Source organism: Cognatitamlana onchidii, from assembly GCF_004804355.1.
Taxonomy (GTDB): Bacteria; Bacteroidota; Bacteroidia; order Flavobacteriales; family Flavobacteriaceae; genus Cognatitamlana; species Cognatitamlana onchidii.
Genome location: NZ_SRWZ01000004.1, coordinates 216,362 through 233,868, shown reverse-complemented (window position 1 = coordinate 233,868; position 17,507 = coordinate 216,362). Strand labels below are relative to the sequence as shown.

The 17,507-nt window shown below is 35.4% G+C and carries 16 protein-coding genes and 1 riboswitch; of the genes, 2 read left to right on the top strand and 14 right to left on the bottom strand.

What is annotated here, in order from left to right; all coding sequences use genetic code 11:
• Positions 1-17: 17 nt before the first annotated feature.
• Together E5D58_RS09655 and E5D58_RS09650 are read right to left on the bottom strand one after the other, a co-directional pair.
• Positions 18-1,292, bottom strand: a complete 1,275-nt coding sequence (locus tag E5D58_RS09655; RefSeq protein WP_136481652.1) for an O-acetylhomoserine aminocarboxypropyltransferase/cysteine synthase family protein — start codon at positions 1,290-1,292, stop codon at positions 18-20.
• A gap of 111 nt (positions 1,293-1,403) precedes the next feature.
• A riboswitch (SAM riboswitch) is annotated at positions 1,404-1,529 on the bottom strand.
• A 93-nt stretch (positions 1,530-1,622) separates the two neighbouring features.
• Complete coding sequence (locus tag E5D58_RS09650) at positions 1,623-3,167, bottom strand: hypothetical protein (RefSeq protein ID WP_136481651.1); 1,545 nt, start codon at positions 3,165-3,167, stop codon at positions 1,623-1,625.
• Between the two features lie 148 nt (positions 3,168-3,315).
• On the opposite strand from E5D58_RS09650, the gene E5D58_RS09645 reads away from it, so the two are divergent.
• Both E5D58_RS09645 and leuB read left to right on the top strand, forming a co-directional pair.
• Complete coding sequence (locus E5D58_RS09645; RefSeq protein ID WP_136481650.1) at positions 3,316-4,491, top strand: 2-isopropylmalate synthase; 1,176 nt, start codon at positions 3,316-3,318, stop codon at positions 4,489-4,491.
• A gap of 85 nt (positions 4,492-4,576) precedes the next feature.
• Positions 4,577-5,692: a 3-isopropylmalate dehydrogenase gene (leuB, locus tag E5D58_RS09640; protein ID WP_136481649.1), complete on the top strand. Its 1,116-nt coding sequence runs from the start codon at positions 4,577-4,579 to the stop codon at positions 5,690-5,692.
• Between the two features lie 208 nt (positions 5,693-5,900).
• On the opposite strand, the gene E5D58_RS09635 is transcribed toward leuB, so the two are convergent.
• The 12 genes from E5D58_RS09635 to E5D58_RS09580 form a co-directional block, all read right to left on the bottom strand.
• Positions 5,901-6,956: a bestrophin family protein gene (locus tag E5D58_RS09635; protein ID WP_136481648.1), complete on the bottom strand. Its 1,056-nt coding sequence runs from the start codon at positions 6,954-6,956 to the stop codon at positions 5,901-5,903.
• A gap of 15 nt (positions 6,957-6,971) precedes the next feature.
• Positions 6,972-7,754, bottom strand: coding sequence for a hypothetical protein (locus E5D58_RS09630; protein ID WP_136481647.1), 783 nt, complete (start codon positions 7,752-7,754; stop codon positions 6,972-6,974).
• A gap of 240 nt (positions 7,755-7,994) precedes the next feature.
• A complete protein-coding gene (locus E5D58_RS09625; protein ID WP_136481646.1) occupies positions 7,995-9,386 on the bottom strand; it encodes an NAD(P)(+) transhydrogenase (Re/Si-specific) subunit beta in 1,392 nt (463 codons plus the stop codon).
• Positions 9,386-9,694: an NAD(P) transhydrogenase subunit alpha gene (locus E5D58_RS09620; RefSeq protein WP_136481645.1), complete on the bottom strand. Its 309-nt coding sequence runs from the start codon at positions 9,692-9,694 to the stop codon at positions 9,386-9,388. Before E5D58_RS09620 ends, E5D58_RS09625 begins: the two co-directional genes overlap by 1 nt.
• Positions 9,695-9,705: 11 nt before the next feature.
• Complete coding sequence (locus E5D58_RS09615; protein ID WP_136481644.1) at positions 9,706-10,803, bottom strand: NAD(P) transhydrogenase subunit alpha; 1,098 nt, start codon at positions 10,801-10,803, stop codon at positions 9,706-9,708.
• A 144-nt stretch (positions 10,804-10,947) separates the two neighbouring features.
• Positions 10,948-12,222: an argininosuccinate lyase gene (gene argH, locus E5D58_RS09610; protein ID WP_136481643.1), complete on the bottom strand. Its 1,275-nt coding sequence runs from the start codon at positions 12,220-12,222 to the stop codon at positions 10,948-10,950.
• 35 nt (positions 12,223-12,257) lie between these two features.
• A complete protein-coding gene (locus E5D58_RS09605; protein WP_136481642.1) occupies positions 12,258-13,325 on the bottom strand; it encodes a M20 family metallo-hydrolase in 1,068 nt (355 codons plus the stop codon).
• Between the two features lies 1 nt (position 13,326).
• Positions 13,327-14,109: an acetylglutamate kinase gene (gene argB, locus E5D58_RS09600; RefSeq protein WP_136481641.1), complete on the bottom strand. Its 783-nt coding sequence runs from the start codon at positions 14,107-14,109 to the stop codon at positions 13,327-13,329.
• Entirely contained in the window at positions 14,102-15,040 is a 939-nt protein-coding gene (locus E5D58_RS09595) for an N-acetylornithine carbamoyltransferase (protein WP_136481640.1), read from the bottom strand. The genes argB and E5D58_RS09595 overlap by 8 nt, the downstream gene beginning before the upstream one ends.
• Before the next feature lie 63 nt (positions 15,041-15,103).
• Complete coding sequence (locus E5D58_RS09590) at positions 15,104-15,523, bottom strand: GNAT family N-acetyltransferase (protein WP_136481639.1); 420 nt, start codon at positions 15,521-15,523, stop codon at positions 15,104-15,106.
• A gap of 22 nt (positions 15,524-15,545) precedes the next feature.
• On the bottom strand, positions 15,546-16,310 hold the full coding sequence (gene proB, locus E5D58_RS09585) for a glutamate 5-kinase (RefSeq protein ID WP_136481638.1): 765 nt from the start codon (positions 16,308-16,310) through the stop codon (positions 15,546-15,548).
• Positions 16,311-16,312: 2 nt separating this feature from the next.
• Positions 16,313-17,506 (bottom strand): glutamate-5-semialdehyde dehydrogenase, encoded by a 1,194-nt coding sequence (locus tag E5D58_RS09580; protein WP_136481637.1) that lies wholly within the window; start codon positions 17,504-17,506, stop codon positions 16,313-16,315.
• Position 17,507: the final 1 nt, after the last annotated feature.

The following is a 17,507-nucleotide window of genomic DNA, read 5'->3' as shown; positions in this document are numbered from 1 at the left end:
TTAATTTAATACTAAAGTTAAATGGTTTTAAATGCCTCCTTTAAATCGGCTTTAAGATCTTCAATGTTTTCAATACCTACAGATAACCTAATTAAATCTGCGGTAACACCGGCCGACTCTTGCTCTGTTTCATCTAATTGTTGATGTGTGGTACTTGAGGGATGAATAATTAATGACTTCGTGTCTCCTATATTCGCTAACAAAGAAAACAACTTAGTATTATCTGCAATCTTTTTTGCCGCTTCAAAACCTCCTTTGGCACCAAAAGTAACAATACCGCTTTGACCTTTAGGCAAGTATTTATCGGCTAGTGCCTTATACTTACTGCTCTCTAACCCTGGATAGTTTACCCATGCCACTTCGTCTTGAGTTTCTAGCCATTGAGCCAATTCTAAGGCATTTTCACTATGTTGTTTTATTCTTACTGGCAGCGTTTCCAAACCTTGGATAATATTAAAGGCATTAGTAGGACTTAAAGCACCGCCAAAATCCCTTAAACCTTCAAGAATTAATTTAAACGTATAAGAAGCAGCTCCCAAAACCTCATGATATTTTAAACCATGATACCCTGCTGAAGGTTCTGTAAACTCAGGAAATTTTCCATTTGCCCAATCAAAGGTCCCTGCATCTATAATTGCACCGCCTAACGAGGTTCCTTGCCCACCAATATACTTGGTTAAGGAATGAATTACGATATTAGCACCATGTTTAATAGGATTTAACAATGCTGGTGTTGCTACCGTATTATCAACAATAAAAGGAACTCCCGCAGCCTTTGAATGAACCGAAATAGCCTCTAAATCTAATACATCTAATTTTGGATTTCCTAAGGATTCAACAAAAAATGCTCTTGTATTATCTTGAACAGCATCAGCAAAATTATCTGGATTTGATGCATCAACAAATGTTGTTGTTATACCTAGTCTTGGTAAGGTAACACTCAATAAATTATAAGTCCCTCCATATAGGCTGCTTGATGCCACAACATGATCTCCAGCTTTTAAAAGTGTTAATAATCCTGTTGAAATCGCCGCTGTTCCAGAGGCAAAAACCACAGCGCCTATACCGCCTTCAACCGCTGCCAATCGCTCTTGTAAAATTTGGTTTGTTGGATTATTCAAACGTGTATAAATAAACCCTAATTCTTGCAATGAAAAGAGGTTCGCTGCATGGTCGGAATCGTTAAAAACATAAGATGATGTTTGATAAATTGGCACCGCTCTGGTTCCGCTCGTTGCTTTAACATCATGTCCTGCGTGCAATGCGTTTGTTGCTAATTTTAAATCGCTCATTTTTCTAATTTTTTGTTTAATAAATTAATTAATAAAGCCAAAAAGCACTTAAAAAGCGAACTTATTAGAAAAATGTTATGAAGAAAATTAAATTACTGGATGTAATTTTTAGGGTTATCTATCCAAACACCGATAAATGAATCGGTCATTTAAGTAGAACGTAGCACCTTCTTTAATAAGTTTAAAGGGTTGCTAAGGCTTCAGCGGGTCTAATCCCTCCACCTTTCTTGATAACATTTCAGTAAGTTTTTTGAACTTTGTGAATGCAAATATTCATTCAGAAAAAGTTAATATCCAAATTTTTCTGTGCTTTTTTTTCAAGTTCAAGCCCTATTTTGCCGTATTCTTGAATTTTTGCCTGATGATATCTCCTATGGATCTGTTTTCTATTTTAGATTCTAGCCATGAGATAATATCTAAATATAAAAATGCTCTGCTTTGATAAGGATCATCTTCAAACTCCTTTAACTTTCTATGAAGCTTAACAAACTCATTTTTCACTTCGTGAGGATATATATCTCCTAAGCCCCTTAAGAATTTAATAAACTCCTTTTGTACCTCGTACAAGTCCTCCATCTTTATTAAAAACTTGTAAGTACTTCTTATAAGTATATCTAAATTATAATCTAGACCTGCTTCATAATGCGCAACCAAGTTTAAAATTCTGGAGAAACATAATAAATCTTCTCGCATTTGAAGCGACTTATTGCTTATTATTTTCTCTAAAAAATAAATACATTTTTTAGTATCGCCAGCACCAAAATACATACTTGCAATTTTATAATAAAACACCATAACATGATGTTCATCAATGCGGTCTTTATAATTCTTCAAGCGATCTAAAACTTCTTCAATTAAAGGTAATCCTTCATCGAAACTCCCTTCTATAAAATGAAGATTAAACTTATTGTTATAAATGTATAAGAATGCTAAACCATCAATATTATCGTCGGTCGGAAATGTTTTTTCATTAACAACTATTTCTAATTCGGATAAAGCATTTTTAAATTTATTGTACTGTCTTAAATAAAACAAGGCCTCCAACAAATAATGGTTTCCCCTTAAAAAAAACACAGGATTAAGGGTAATCATTTCTTTGTTTTTGTAAAACAAGTCAACCCACTTACTGGCATACTTATAACATGCCAAAAAATCTTGTGTTAAAAAGCTGTACCATAATTTGGCCTTAAAAAGCCATAGTTTTTCTCTAAAACCAAGTTCATTTATGTCATAACTAGGCAATCTGTCATGATAATACTCTGTAATGCGCTTTGTTTCCGCCTTATTTTTTACATAACCTGTTTTTAAAAACTGTCCATACAATTGCAAGGAAAGATTAGATAATTTACTCGCCAAAACATTTTGTCGACTTAACTCCTTAGCTTGAACAGATAGCTCATCTGCTCTATTATTTAAACTCCTTGTAATATACTGTGACTCAATAATTTTTTCAAATTCAACAATTTCGTAAGCCACATTTTTCTCTTCATGATTAATTGCAAGAGATTTGGCTTTATCCAATATTTTTAAACTTTGTTTGTATAGTCCTTTATGATATAAAATTGTTGCAAAATCAAGCTGTTCGCGAATTTGAACTCGAATATCTTGATGAGAAGGATTTAATCGCAAACTAATAAGAATTTGCTTGTACAAATGTGCTTTAAGGTTTGATAGTTGCTGCTTTTTAACGATTCCTTTTTTTAAAATGGCATTTTCATCATAGCTTGAAAGTTTGTCCAAAATATTGAATAACATCAAAAACTTAGAGTCCTCGTTTACGCCTAATCTTCCTACATATAACTTAAATTGCCTTTTCTCGGATTTTGAAAGTGATTTTATTAAAACAAATAAATTATCTTTTTGCTCTCTTGTCATAGTTACAAAAACAGTATTAAAACCTTTATTTACAGCATATTAACATCTTCACACATAAGTTAAACATCGTAAAAAATAAATGAGGAATTCCTTTTTTACAAAACCAAAATATACATTCGTAAAACAATACGAAAATATATTTTAATAAATGTCTGATAATAGAGTCCAAATTTTTGATACAACCTTAAGAGATGGTGAGCAAGTCCCTGGTTGTAAATTGAATACCGAACAAAAATTAATCATAGCAGAACAGCTTGATAAATTAGGAGTTGACATTATTGAAGCTGGTTTCCCGGTATCAAGTCCTGGTGATTTTAAGTCGGTTGAAGAGATTTCTAAAATTGTTAAAAATGCAACCGTATGTGGATTAACAAGATCTGTTGAAAATGACATAAAAGTTGCTGGAGAAGCCTTAAAGTATGCTAAAACAGCGCGAATCCACACAGGTATTGGAACCTCTGAATCTCATATAAAATTTAAATTTAAATCTACTCAAGAAGATATTATTGAGCGTGCTGTAAAGGCCGTTAGCTATGCTAAAACCTTTGTTGAAGATGTGGAGTTTTATGCTGAAGACGCAGGAAGGACAGACAACGGGTACTTGGCTAGAGTATGTGAAGCTGTTATTAAAGCCGGAGCAACTGTTTTAAATATTCCAGATACTACAGGCTACTGCTTACCTCACGAATATGGTGCAAAAATAAAATATTTAAAAGAAAATGTTACGGGTATTGATAGAGCGATTTTGTCATGTCACTGTCATAATGATTTAGGTTTAGCTACAGCCAATTCTATCGAGGGTGTTATAAATGGTGCTCGCCAAATAGAATGTACGATTAATGGTATAGGTGAACGGGCAGGAAATACAGCTTTAGAAGAAGTTGTTATGATATTAAAGCAACATCCATACCTTAACTTAGACACAGGTATTCAAACCGAGATGCTTTATGGTATTAGCCAGTTAGTTTCAGATAGTATGGGTATATATACGCAGCCAAACAAAGCCATTGTAGGTGCCAACGCTTTTGCTCATAGTTCTGGAATTCATCAAGACGGGGTAATCAAAAACCGTGAAACCTATGAGATAATTGATCCCAAGGATGTTGGTGTAACAGAGTCTGCCATTGTGCTAACAGCCAGAAGTGGTAGAGCAGCCTTGGCCTATAGAGCTAAAAACATAGGGTATGAATTAACTAAACTTCAATTGGATGAAATCTATACAAACTTTTTAGATTTTGCCGATAAGAAGAAAGAAGTTGACGATAATGATATCCACCAAATAATTGAAGGTAGTAAGGTATACAAAGAAATTGCCTCCTCTTAATCGAGTTTTTTTCGTTTGGTAAAGGTATTCCCTTTATTTTACGACTATAGCTCCATAGTTAGTACGACATTTAATTGGTTAAAAAATGAAATTAGATATTGCCGTTTTACCTGGTGATGGGATTGGTCCAGAAGTTACTGCTCAAGCTGTTAAGGTCTTGAAAGCCATAGCCATGGAATTTAACCATATCTTTACTTTCAAAAAAGCCCTAGTTGGAGCCGCGGCAATCGACCAAACGGGATCTCCACTACCAGAGGAAACCATTGAAATCTGCAAAAAAGCAGATGCTGTATTATTCGGAGCTATTGGAAACCCTAAATATGATGACCCCGACATTAAAATTCGTCCAGAACAAGGGCTTTTAGGAATTAGGAAAGAACTTGGTTTGCACACAAACATTAGACCTGTAATTGCCTATGAGGATTTACTTAATAAATCTTCATTAAAAATAAAGCAAATAAAGGATACTAATATTGTTATTTACAGAGAGTTAACAGGGGGTATTTATTTCGGAAAGAGGCATTTGAGTGAAGATGGGAATACAGCTTCAGATATTTGTGAATACAATCGTTTTGAAATTGAACGAATAGCACATGCTGCTTTTAAAGCAGCCGAATCAAGAAAACGTAAGTTAACACTGGTAGATAAAGCTAATGTACTTGAAAGTTCTAGACTTTGGAGGCGGGTTGTAAATGAAATTGCACCGCAGTATCCAAATGTTAAGTTAAGAAGAATATATATTGATAATGCGGCCATGGAGCTTATTATTAATCCAAGGCAATTTGATGTTATTCTAACAGAAAATATGTTTGGAGATATCCTTTCAGAAGAAGCCAGTGTTATTGTAGGCTCCATAGGCTTACTTGCCTCAGCATCTATTGGAGATAAGCACGTTATGTTTGAGCCCATTCATGGCGCCTACACAAAAGCAGCAAATAAAGGGATTGCAAACCCCATAGCATCTATTTTATCTGCAGCTATGCTATTAGATCACTTTGGCTTGGATGAAGAAGCCAATCGCGTAAGAGACGGGGTTGATAAATCTTTAAAACTTCATATCACAACGCCAGATTTAAATACCAAGTATGATAACATCAGTACAACAAAAGTAGGTGACTTTATTGAAGACTTTATTAACAATCCAGATGAAACCAATCTAAATTTCACAAATATACATCTAGGACAATCCACTATCATTTAATTATTTGAGTTAGTCAACAAACTATTAAACATAATAAGATGGACGTCCTTTAAAGCGCATTGTAAAAAATGCGCTTTCTTTTTAGACTAAATTTCCCTTAAGCTTACTTTTAACAGCTGTATGGATTAAAAGGTTCTAGTCCTTCAAAGAATTAATCATACCCCACTCTTAAGCTAAGAAAATATCCAAAATTGGTACTGTAATTTTTTTAAAACTGGGTATCGTGTTTTACTTCAAACTGTTTAGGTATTTCATCTTTCGGCTCCCCTAAATTTTGCCTCAGATCAATTTCAATTCCTCTTGAAATTGTAGAAATGGGAACGTCATTTGCTGTTCCTTCAAAAGGATTTTCCCCTGTTCTTCCAATACGTTCCATAGTATGAAATATCCATGCTACTATCACATAAAACGGGATAGCTAGCCAAATAAAAAACGTTCCAACCGTTTGATTATGATCTAAAACCTCATTTCCAATTTCAGCAAATTGAGGCACCAACGCCATGGGCAAGAGCAAAACAAAAATCCACATAAAAAAATGATTCAAGGTAGCAAAGTGCCTTGGGTAAGGAAAGTTTTTTATCCGCTCACTTTTACCTTGAAGCGTAAACAATTCTTCAATAACCCCTTCTAACTCCAAAAAAGAAAACTCCCAAATTGCTCCTTTTTCTTTTAGTCTTCTAAGATGATGAGACTGAAGGTATAAAAGAGCCGTTTGCTTATTACTTTTACTCATTACATAATCAAAATCATGATCCGACACGTATGATTTTAGGTCCGTCTCCAAATCGGAATCTAACTCTGGGGGTCTGGTATTCCATTCCCGATTAGTTCTATGGTTTACGGTAGTCTCCCAAGGCTTTGGAACACGCATAGCATGACGCAAAGCATTCATCCATGCTATATGTCTATATGTTAACGTCTTAACTTCTTTCTTCAGGGTTTCATTAGAAATATCTTCCTTTGCATACTCATTTGTAACCATATCTTGTACAAAAACCCCAAAGGTTCTCGAGGTATTTACAATTCCACCCCATATCTTTCTAGCTTCCCAAATTCTTCCATATGCTGCATTGTTTTGAAATCCAATAACAAAAGCCACTGCAGTCCCTATTAATGCCAGAGGTGTCCATGGTATTCTAAGCCAACTCAGTTCAAAGACATAGTATAGAGCTACCCAAAATGTAATGATTATAACAAACAGCATGGTTTCATATCTTGTCCACCAAGCCATTTCAAAAGTCGTATAGGTTTTCTTAATGTGCATAATAACTATTTAAATTTAACTTTTAATACGTTCATACATATCAAAAAGTACCTGATTATTAATTGTAATAAACCCTGTCACACTATCCAAGTCAACTATAATAATGATTACGGCTGAAAAAGCCATTGATAGAGCTAAAACCAAAGTCCAATTTGAAGACTCTCCTTTCCCTAACAAATATCCTACCTCAAACATAGCAATGATAATCAAAAGGAAAAGAGCCCACCAAATCAATGCGGGTATTTTATCAACGAGCCCTTTGGAAACTCGTTTGGTTTGAAAATCAAACATATCATTTATAGCCTCAATTAGAAGTCTATTAATTTCTTGATTATTATTGGATTGAGCTAAAGTTGTTACCAATTCCCAGATAGTACTTTGAATTTCCTCAGACTTTTTTAATACGGATTCCACTTCTGAGGGATTTTTAACTAAAAACACCCTGATTGCGGTATACTCCTCAAGTTCTTTTCGTAACAGTTCGCTATAAGGGGACTTCACTAAACCGGCCCTCAACCAACTTGTTTCAATCGAATTGACTTCTTCAAGTAAAAAGCCTTTTCGCGCTTCAAAGCGCGAAGAACTTAAACTAAATGTAAAAGCCAGTATAAAAGCTAACAATCCGAGTGTAGCCCCAACCAATGTGTTAATTGAAGAGTCATCATCATTGGCACCTGCTTTTTTTCGCCATTTAGCGAACGATATTCCGCTTTGAATAGCTAGAACAATAAGAATGACAACAAGAATATAATTAACCCAAAGTGGAAAAAAACTAAGAATAAAACAACTCGTTATCATTTGACTAGCCTAAATAAGTTTTATTGATGTTACAATCTATCAAAAAAAATTTATTTAAGCTAACCAAATAAGTAAAAGAAAAAACACCTTTTGTTCAACCTTGCTTTCGCTGCAATCTCTTAACAGAGCACAAACATGAAATTATTAGAATTAATTTACGAACAGTCGCTCCTTGTTCTTTATACATTGCTATACATACATTAATTCTAATGAATGTTTAAATGCTAAGATTATATATTGCTACATATTTTTTAACTCGGCAACCAAATCCGTTAGCACCTTTTTGGCATCTCCAAATAACATAGAGGTCTTCGAATTATAAAACAACTCATTTTCTATTCCGGCGTATCCAGCATTCATACTTCGTTTATTAACGACAATGTGTTTCGCATTTTCAACATCCAGAATTGGCATACCGTAAATAGGGCTTGCGGGGTCGTTATGCGCTGCAGGATTAACAACATCATTGGCCCCTACCACCAGAACAACATCGGTATTATTAAACTGTGGATTAATATCTTCCATTTCAACTAGCATCTCATACTCAACATTAGACTCTGCCAATAACACATTCATATGTCCTGGCATACGCCCAGCCACAGGATGAATGGCGTATTTAACATTTACCCCTTTGGCTGTAAGCAAATCTTCTAGTTCGTGAATAACATGCTGAGCTTGAGCTACAGCTAAACCATAACCTGGTACAATAATAACGTTGGAAGCATAATTCATCATTATGGCCGAATCGCTGGCCGTTGTACTTTTAATTGAGCCTAATGCTTTATTACCGCCCTCTTGATCTGAAGCTGCCGACGTAAAAGAACCAAATATAACCGAGGCTAAGGTTCTATTCATAGCTACGCACATGGCTATAGTGAGAATAATACCTGCTGAACCTACTAAAATACCTCCAACAAGCATAACCATATTATCGTACAGTACACCCGTAATAGCAGCTGCAATTCCTGTTAATGAATTGAGCAATGAAATAACTACCGGCATATCTGCCCCACCAATTGGCATTACAAATAACACGCCATATACTAAACCACCAGCTAATAGAGCATATAATATCAAAGAACTGTCTACGTTTCCAAGAACTACATAAGTCGCTAATCCTAAAATTGAAACAATGAATAAATTATTAATAATGTTATACTGCGGAATCTTAATTACGCTTTTCACAGAACCATTAAGTTTACCCCATGCCATTAAACTACCTGAAAACGTTATTGCCCCAATAATAATAGCCGACAAAATAGTTGCAACGATGGTAACGTCTATATTTTTGATATCTGCATTCCCAAATTCTACAATGCCAATTAAAGCCGCACTAGCCCCTCCAAACCCATTAAATAAGGATACCAACTCTGGCATTTTTGTCATTTCCACTTTAATAGCAATTAACCACCCTACAAGAGACCCTATAAAAATAGCAATCCCTATTAACACATAAATAATAGTTGGAACCTCCAAGTCGTGTATAAAAATGGTTCCTATAATAGCCAGCGCCATTCCAATGGCAGCAATTAGGTTGCCCGATTTGGCAGTATCAGGGTGACCTAGTTTTTTTAAGCCAACAACAAATGTTACTGTGGCAATCAAATAAATAATACTTAAAGTAACACTCATTATTTCTTCTTTTTAAACATTGCTAACATTCTGTTGGTAACTGCAAAACCACCAACAACATTTAATATTCCTAAAAACACAGCTACAAAACCGAGGGCTAAAGCTAAGTAATCCATTGGATCTGAATGTAGCATTACTAAGATGGCCCCTACAATTACAACGCCGCTTAAAGCATTCGCTCCAGACATAAGGGGCGTGTGTAAAACTGCAGGGATGCTTTTAATCACCTCTACCCCAACAAAAACAGCTAGAATAATAATGTATACTATTTGTATATTATTACTTATAAATTCAATAAATTCTTTCATGATTGGATTAGTTATTTACGTTGAACACCATCTTGAACAATAAGAGTTTCGTCGGTTATCTCCTCTTCAAGGTCCCATTTAAAGTTTAAGTCTTCTGTAAGGTGCATGATAAAATTATAAATATTCTTAGCATACAGTTCACTTGCATTTGTTGAAACGCTCTCCGGAGCTATGGTCGTCCCAATGACCTTTACCCCATCAATAACAACCTTTTCATTTAATTTACTGACTTCGCAATTGCCTCCTTGGCTCGCTGCTAAATCAATAATTACAGCCCCATTTTTCATTTTTTTAACCTGTTCTTTGGTAATCAAGACTGGAGCCTTTCTGCCAGGTACATTTGCTGTAGTTATAACCAAGTCTGCCTTAAAAAGTGAATTGTTTACGGCTTCTTTTTGCCTTTTCACATAATCCTCCGAAGCTTCTTTGGCATAGCCCTTTTCCGAAGTTTCGGTACTATTGTCAACAGAAATAAACTTAGCACCTAAAGACTCTGCTTGTTCTTTAGTTTCAGTTCGGATATCTGTAGCTTCAACAACAGCTCCTAAACGTTTCGCAGTGGCTATTGCTTGCAATCCAGCTACGCCCACTCCAAACACCAAGACTCTGGAAGGTGTAATGGTTCCTGCAGCGGTCATCATCAAAGGGAAAATTTTGGTCATCTCATAAGCACCCAAAATAACAGCTTTATAACCTGCTAAGTTGTTTTGCGAACTTAATACGTCCATATCTTGAGCCCTCGAAATTCTTGGCATAGCATCCATAGAAAAAGCCGTGGCTCCCTTATCAGATATAGCTTTAATTAACTCTGGACTTGATTGATGATATAACTGGCTCATTAAAATATGACGCCTTTGAACCAACTCTAAATCATCCTTATCAAACGGGTTTATCTTAATAAGAACCTGAGCCGTTTCAAAAATCGCTTGTCTCGAAATTAGTTTTGCTCCAGTCTCTTCGTAATCTAAATCGGTGTACAGAGAATAAACCCCTGCGCCCTTTTCAACAAAAACCTCAAACCCTTTATCTACCAATTTTTTGGTAATAAACGGAGACAGTGCAACGCGCTTCTCGCCTTCTTGAGATTCCTTTAAAATTCCTATTTTCATTTATTTGGTTTGGTTTAATTAGTCTTTTAAGTACGAGCTAAGTCTTGCTTAAACTAAAACAATTCAATACATGACCTACAAATATTCATTATTAATCCCATTGTATTATCCTGTAGTATGGGGATACGGTTCTTAAATAAGAAACTATTCCGGAAACTTTGCCCTTATCTTGTCTAAAGCTAAATTATGAATACTGCCTAAATGGGTATGCCGCTTAGAAGTGTCTGGGACATAAGTTCCGTCCTGTACCTGGCCTCCAATTTTTTGGTAGGCCTCTCTAAAAGATTGTCCCTCCACAACTAGCGTGTTAATATTGTCAACAGTAAATAAATACTTGTATTTATCATCATGGATATCTACATCATTTACAACAATCTGTTGAATGGAGTAATTAAAAATATCCAAAATGTCTTTTAGCTCTTCGAAAGCAGCTATCATATTCTCCTTTAACAATTGAAAATCTCGATGATAACCAGTTGGTAAATTGTTTGTTATTAACACCATTTCGCCTTGTAATGCTTGTATTTTATTGCACTTACCACGTATCAATTCGAAAACATCTGGATTTTTTTTATGTGGCATAATACTACTACCTGTTGTTAATTCATCAGGAAAAGAAATAAACCCAAAATTCTGACTCATATACAAGCATACATCCATAGCAAAACGTGCAAGCGTATTACTTAAACTGCCTAAAGCCGCAGCAATGGTACGCTCATTTTTACCTCTTCCCAACTGAGCTGCAACAACATTATATTTTAAGGTAGCAAAGCCCATTTCTTGGGTTGTTAATTCCCTGTCAATCGGGAAAGAACTACCATAGCCAGCAGCCGACCCTAGAGGATTTTGGTCTACTGTTTTTAATGCCGCATTTAATAAAAACACATCATCAATCATTAACTCGGCATAGGCTGAAAACCAAAGCCCAAAAGAGGAAGGCATGGCCACTTGTAAATGCGTATACCCAGGCAAAACCTTGTCCTTATATTGTTCTGCCAGGTTTAAAAGCGTATCAAATAACGTTTTCGTTTTCTGCTGAACAAGTTTTAAATTATCTTTATAATACAAATGGCAAGCCACTAAAACTTGGTCGTTACGTGAGCGTGCCGTATGAATCTTTTTACCAACCTCACCCAAGGACTTGGTTAATTCAAACTCTATTTTAGAATGTACGTCTTCAAACTGTTCTTCAATTACAAACGTGCCTGCCTCAATTTGACTTTCCAGAACCTTTAGCCCACTGAGTAGATCAACTAATTCTTCGACCGTAATTATACCAATCTTTTGAAGCATTTTAGCATGTGCTCTTGACGCTACCACATCATATTTGGCAATATGCATATCTATTTCACGGTCGTTTCCAACTGTAAATTGTTCTATTTTGTTATCTATTGATATACCTTTATCCCAGAGTTTCATAGGTTCTTATGTTTTTTGTTACTGCGTTATTATGTTTAAGCGATTACACGCTTCAACAATTCAACATATATTTTAATACCTTCTTCTATTTCATTTACATAAATAAATTCATCTGCCGAATGGGAGCGGGTACTATCTCCGGGGCCTAATTTTAAACTAGGGCAAGACAATACTGCTTGATCTGATAATGTTGGCGATCCATAGGTTGTTCTCCCCATAGCTATACCAGCTTTCACCAAATCGTGTTCCATAGGTATGGACGATGAGTTTAATCGTAAACTACGAGGCGTAATTCGAGTTACTGGTGCGTTTTTTTCCAGAATATTTGCTATTTCTTTATTAGAATAGGCATCATTGACCCGCACATCAATCACCAAATCTACATGACCTGGCACCACATTATGCTGAGACCCCGCATTAATTTGTGTTACTGTTAGCTTAACATCTCCTAAAGCTTCTGAACTTTTATCAAACTTAAAATCCTTAAACCACTGTAACGCTTCAATACTTTTATAAATAGCATTATTATCGTTAGGGTGTGCGGCATGACTTGGGGTGCCTTCAATTACAGCATCAAAAACCACTAGCCCTTTTTCGGCTACTGCTAAATTCATGAGTGTGGGTTCCCCAACAATTGCAACGTCTACCTTAGGAATTATTGGCAGCATACTATTTAAGCCATTGGGACCACTACTTTCTTCTTCAGCAGAGGCCACAATTACTAAATTATATTTTAGGTTTTCATGATTATAAAAATAAGTAAACGTGGCTATTAAAGACACCAAAGACCCTCCAGCATCATTACTCCCCAAACCATATAATTTACCATCTTCTACATGAGCATTAAACGGGTTTTTAGTGTACGCTGAATTAGGTTTTACCGTATCATGATGTGAATTTAACAACAAGGTTGGCTTACCTTCTTCAAAATATTTATTGACCGCCCAAATATTATTCTTTGTGCGTTTATAGTCGATATCATTGCGCTTAAACCAATCTTCAATATGGACTGCGGTAGGCTCTTCTTCCGAAGAAAACGATTGTGTTTTAATCAATGTTTTTAACAGTGCAATAGCCTCGGTTGTTAATTTCTCTAATCCCATTTTATAAGGTTATTTTGGTGAAATTATCATTTTCTTTAGTTAACATAGAGATATTCCCCATATTTATACGACTCACCCCGCCATTAAGAGCATCAAAACAATTTTCTAACTTCGGCAACATCCCATCGGCAATAATACCTTTATCCAATAAATCCTTATAAATGTTAGCATCAATATGCTTAATAACCGATTCCTTATTGTTAATATCGCGTAAAACACCATTCAACTCAAAACAATAATAAATGGTCGTTTCGTACAAAGAACTCATTCCTACAGCGACTTGAGAAGTAATAGTATCGGCATTAGTATTTAATAACTGCCCGTTGCCATCGTGGGTAATCGCACAGAACACCGGTGTAAAACCTGCTTGAATTAACTTAGCTACAGACTTATAGGCAACTTTTTTTACATCCCCCACAAAGCCAAAATCAATTTCTTTTACAGGGCGTTTATCTGATATTATACTATTCGCATCAGCTCCTGTTAATCCAATAGCGTTGGTATTTAATCCTTGTAACTTGGCGACAACATTTTTATTCACTAAACCACCATATACCATGGTAATAATCTCTAATGTGTCAGCATCGGTAATACGTCTGCCATTTACCATTTGCGACTCAATACCTAATTTTGAAGCAATACGAGTTGCTCGTTTTCCTCCTCCATGCACCAAAATCTTTTTACCTTTTATATTCGAAAACAGTTTAAGAAATGCATTTAAAGATGCTTCATCTTCAATAATATTACCACCTATTTTTACTACAGACAATTTTTCTTTAGCCATTCTCTAATAATTTTTTAAGTACCAACTGCGCCGCATAAGTTCTGTTATTCGCCTGCTCAATAACTATTGAACTATCGGTATCTAAAACGGCATCTTCAACTACTACGTTACGTCTTACAGGTAAGCAATGCATAAATTTAGCATCTCCTAGTTTTTCTTTAGTAATCATCCAATCGGTATCTGTGTTTATTACCTTTCCATACGTTTCGTAAGAACTCCAGTTTTTGGTATATACAAAATCGGCATCTTTAAAAGCTTCCTCCTGATTATGATAAATAGGTGTATCTTTGGTTATCTCCGGACTTAGATCATAACCTTCAGGATTAGCAATAACAAAGTCTACCTCCATTTTTTGCATAGCTTGAACAAAACTATTTCCAACAGCATGCGGCAAAGCCTTAATATGAGGCGCCCAACTTAATACCACTTTAGGTCTTTTAACTTTAGTATGCTCTGAAATAGTAATGGCATCGGTTAACGCCTGTAAGGGGTGCCCAGTAGCGCTTTCCATATTAACTATAGGCACAGCTGCATATTGTTTAAATGCATTTAGTACCTGCTCGCTTTCGTCCTTTTCTTTATCGGTTAAAGATGGAAACGCTCTAACAGCAATAATATCGCAATATTGTGACACTACAGCAGCGGCTTCTTTAATATGCTCTGCGGTACTTCCGTTCATTACAGTACCATCCTCAAACTCCAAGCCCCATGCATCACCAGATACGTTCATAACAATAGGATTCATTCCTAAGTTTAATGCTGCCTTCTGTGTACTTAGGCGGGTTCGCAAACTAGAATTAAAGAATAACAATCCTAAGGTTTTGTTTTTACCTAGTGCGTTATCTGCCAAAGGATTTTGCTTCAATTTTTTGGCCTCTTCAATCCAAGCATTAATATCATCAATATCAGTTATGGACGTGTAGTGTTTCATTTTATTTTCTTCTTTTTCAGACCTGTTAGGTTAAAAAAAACTAACAGATCTAAATTTAATTTATTAATCTATTTTCAGCGTCATCTTTTGATGAACTACTCCTGTTTTTAACGATGGATATTTATCTCCGAGTATCCTAAAATTAAACTTTTTATAAAACGCTATAGCCGTTTCTCGTGCACTTAGTTTAAGATAAAATACACCTTCTCTTTTACAATACCTTATTAACTCCTTTAAAATTTCAGCTCCAACACCTTGCCTTTGATAATTCTCCTTTATAGCCATTTGAGATATTATAGCTTCGTCTTCAACAATATTTAAACGGCCAGTGCCAATTACCTTACCTTGATCCAAACAGACTAGATGAATTCCATTTAACTCAAACTCATCATTGATTAAATCCCTACTATTTTTCATTTCTTTAAAAAACAGTTCTTCTCTAACCGCAACAGCCTCTTTATAAAAAGGGCTTTCTGTATTCATATATTTTAAGGCAAACAACTACTTACTTTATTTTAGTAAACGACCGTTTGTTTTCCATTGAATTTACTATAAAGTTATCTTCTAACCCGTTTACTATCCAAGTTTCCACATTTGCCCTATGCGCTACCTCTGCTGCTTCAATCTTACTTTGCATGCCACCACTGCCATGCGACGATTTTGAATCTACTATTTCCTGCTTTAAAACCTCAAAATCCAATACTTCTTCAATGGTTTTTGGAGTCCCATTCTCCATAGAAGCCTTAGTATAAATCCCGTTGGTATTTGTTGCAATGATAAATAAATCCGCCTCTAACAAAGAAGCGGTTAGAGCCCCTAATTTATCGTTATCTCCAAACTTAATTTCATCAGTGGCCACTGTGTCGTTCTCATTAATAATTGGAATATAATTATTGTTTACCAAGACATTAATGGTATTGGTAATATTAGCACGGCTTTCTTCTTTTTTAAAATCGGAATACGACAACAAACATTGAGATGTTAACAACCCATATTCTCTAAAAATTTCTTGATAAATCCGGATAAGATGTGGCTGCCCGATAGAAGCCAACGCTTGTTTTACAAATATAGGTTTTCGTTTACTTTCCAATTTTACAAATTGCTTTGCAACAGCGATAGCTCCAGAACTCACAATAATGAATTCGTAAGTATCTTGAAGTGCAGCGATCTGACTTGCTAAATCTTCTATCTTACCTCGGGAAATATTATCGGTTTCTTTAGTAAGTGTATTAGAACCTATTTTTAATAATATGCGTTTCTTCTTTTGCATCCTTACCTTATTTGTCCACTTCCATGAACATACCATTTATTTGTCACCAAATGTTGCAAACCAATTGGTCCGCGTTGATGCAGTTTATCTGTACTAATGGCCAACTCACCACCTAACCCTAATTGCCCGCCATCTGTAAATCGGGTTGAAGCATTATGGTATACTGCAGCTGTATCCACATTTTCCATAAATAGTTTGGCCTCCTTTTGATTGGTTGTTATTATTGATGAGGAATGCCCTCCAGAATATTTATTAATCATGGCAATCGTATCTTGATTAGATCCTATTTCCCCAATAAGAATTTTATAATCAAGAAACTCTTCATACCAAATATCATCGGATTTAATACCTTCTAATCCATGTGCTTTTGAGATCGTTTCATCTCCTAAAACTTCGATATTAGAATGCTTTAATTTTGAAATTAAGTGCTTTACGAAAACATCTTTTTTAGGTAATTTTTCATCGATCAAAACTTTATCAACCGCATTACAAGCAGATATTTTAGATTTTCCATTCAAAATGACATCCAAAGCAACATCTAAATCTGCTTCCTGATGCACATAAACAAAATTGTTCCCTCGTCCGCTAATAATTACAGGGCAAGTAGCGTGTTCTTTTACAAACGCAATTAAACGCTCACCACCTCTAGGTACAATTAAATCAACTTTTTGTGTTGGTTTTTCCAAAAAGGCTTGGGTTTCACTTCTGTTAAATTGTAAATATTCTACCCAATCAGTCGGTGCATTATACGCTTTTAAAGCTTCATGCCATAGTTCGACTATTTTTAAATTTGATCGCAAGGACTCCTTCCCTCCTTTAAGTAGTATTTTATTTCCAGACTTAAATGCAATACCAGCGGCTTCAACCGTAACATCTGGTCTTGATTCGTATATAATTAAAACTGTACCAAAAGAGGCCGTTTTATTATATACTTGCATGCCATTATCGTGCTTAAAACTGAAACGTTCCACACCAACAGGATCATCCTGCGAGGCTAAATGGGTTACAGCTTTCTTCATTTCATCTACTTTTGCATCATCTACTTTTAAACGATCAAACATTGAAATATCGTCCCCGCTGTAAGCGTCTAAGTCTGTTTTATTAATAGCAATAATTGCTTCGCGGTCGCGCTCTAAAAGCTCCGCCATTTTAAGCAATACTGCATTTCTTGTATTAATAGATAGTAAGGTATTCATT

Bases quoted from the DNA above. Each gene is read 5' to 3' on its own strand.
- E5D58_RS09635 (WP_136481648.1), bottom strand. From the start codon at position 6,956: ATGCACATTAAGAAAACCTATACGACTTTTGAAATGGCTTGGTGGACA.
- E5D58_RS09615 (WP_136481644.1), bottom strand. From the start codon at position 10,803: ATGAAAATAGGAATTTTAAAGGAATCTCAAGAAGGCGAGAAGCGCGTT.
- E5D58_RS09645 (WP_136481650.1), top strand. From the start codon at position 3,316: ATGTCTGATAATAGAGTCCAAATTTTTGATACAACCTTAAGAGATGGT.
- argB (WP_136481641.1), bottom strand. From the start codon at position 14,109: ATGGCTAAAGAAAAATTGTCTGTAGTAAAAATAGGTGGTAATATTATT.
- E5D58_RS09590 (WP_136481639.1), bottom strand. From the start codon at position 15,523: ATGAATACAGAAAGCCCTTTTTATAAAGAGGCTGTTGCGGTTAGAGAA.
- E5D58_RS09655 (WP_136481652.1), bottom strand. From the start codon at position 1,292: ATGAGCGATTTAAAATTAGCAACAAACGCATTGCACGCAGGACATGAT.
- E5D58_RS09630 (WP_136481647.1), bottom strand. From the start codon at position 7,754: ATGATAACGAGTTGTTTTATTCTTAGTTTTTTTCCACTTTGGGTTAAT.
- E5D58_RS09650 (WP_136481651.1), bottom strand. From the start codon at position 3,167: ATGACAAGAGAGCAAAAAGATAATTTATTTGTTTTAATAAAATCACTT.
- E5D58_RS09580 (WP_136481637.1), bottom strand. From the start codon at position 17,506: ATGAATACCTTACTATCTATTAATACAAGAAATGCAGTATTGCTTAAA.
- leuB (WP_136481649.1), top strand. From the start codon at position 4,577: ATGAAATTAGATATTGCCGTTTTACCTGGTGATGGGATTGGTCCAGAA.
- E5D58_RS09620 (WP_136481645.1), bottom strand. From the start codon at position 9,694: ATGAAAGAATTTATTGAATTTATAAGTAATAATATACAAATAGTATAC.
- E5D58_RS09625 (WP_136481646.1), bottom strand. From the start codon at position 9,386: ATGAGTGTTACTTTAAGTATTATTTATTTGATTGCCACAGTAACATTT.
- E5D58_RS09605 (WP_136481642.1), bottom strand. From the start codon at position 13,325: ATGGGATTAGAGAAATTAACAACCGAGGCTATTGCACTGTTAAAAACA.
- E5D58_RS09595 (WP_136481640.1), bottom strand. From the start codon at position 15,040: ATGAAACACTACACGTCCATAACTGATATTGATGATATTAATGCTTGG.
- argH (WP_136481643.1), bottom strand. From the start codon at position 12,222: ATGAAACTCTGGGATAAAGGTATATCAATAGATAACAAAATAGAACAA.
- proB (WP_136481638.1), bottom strand. From the start codon at position 16,310: ATGCAAAAGAAGAAACGCATATTATTAAAAATAGGTTCTAATACACTT.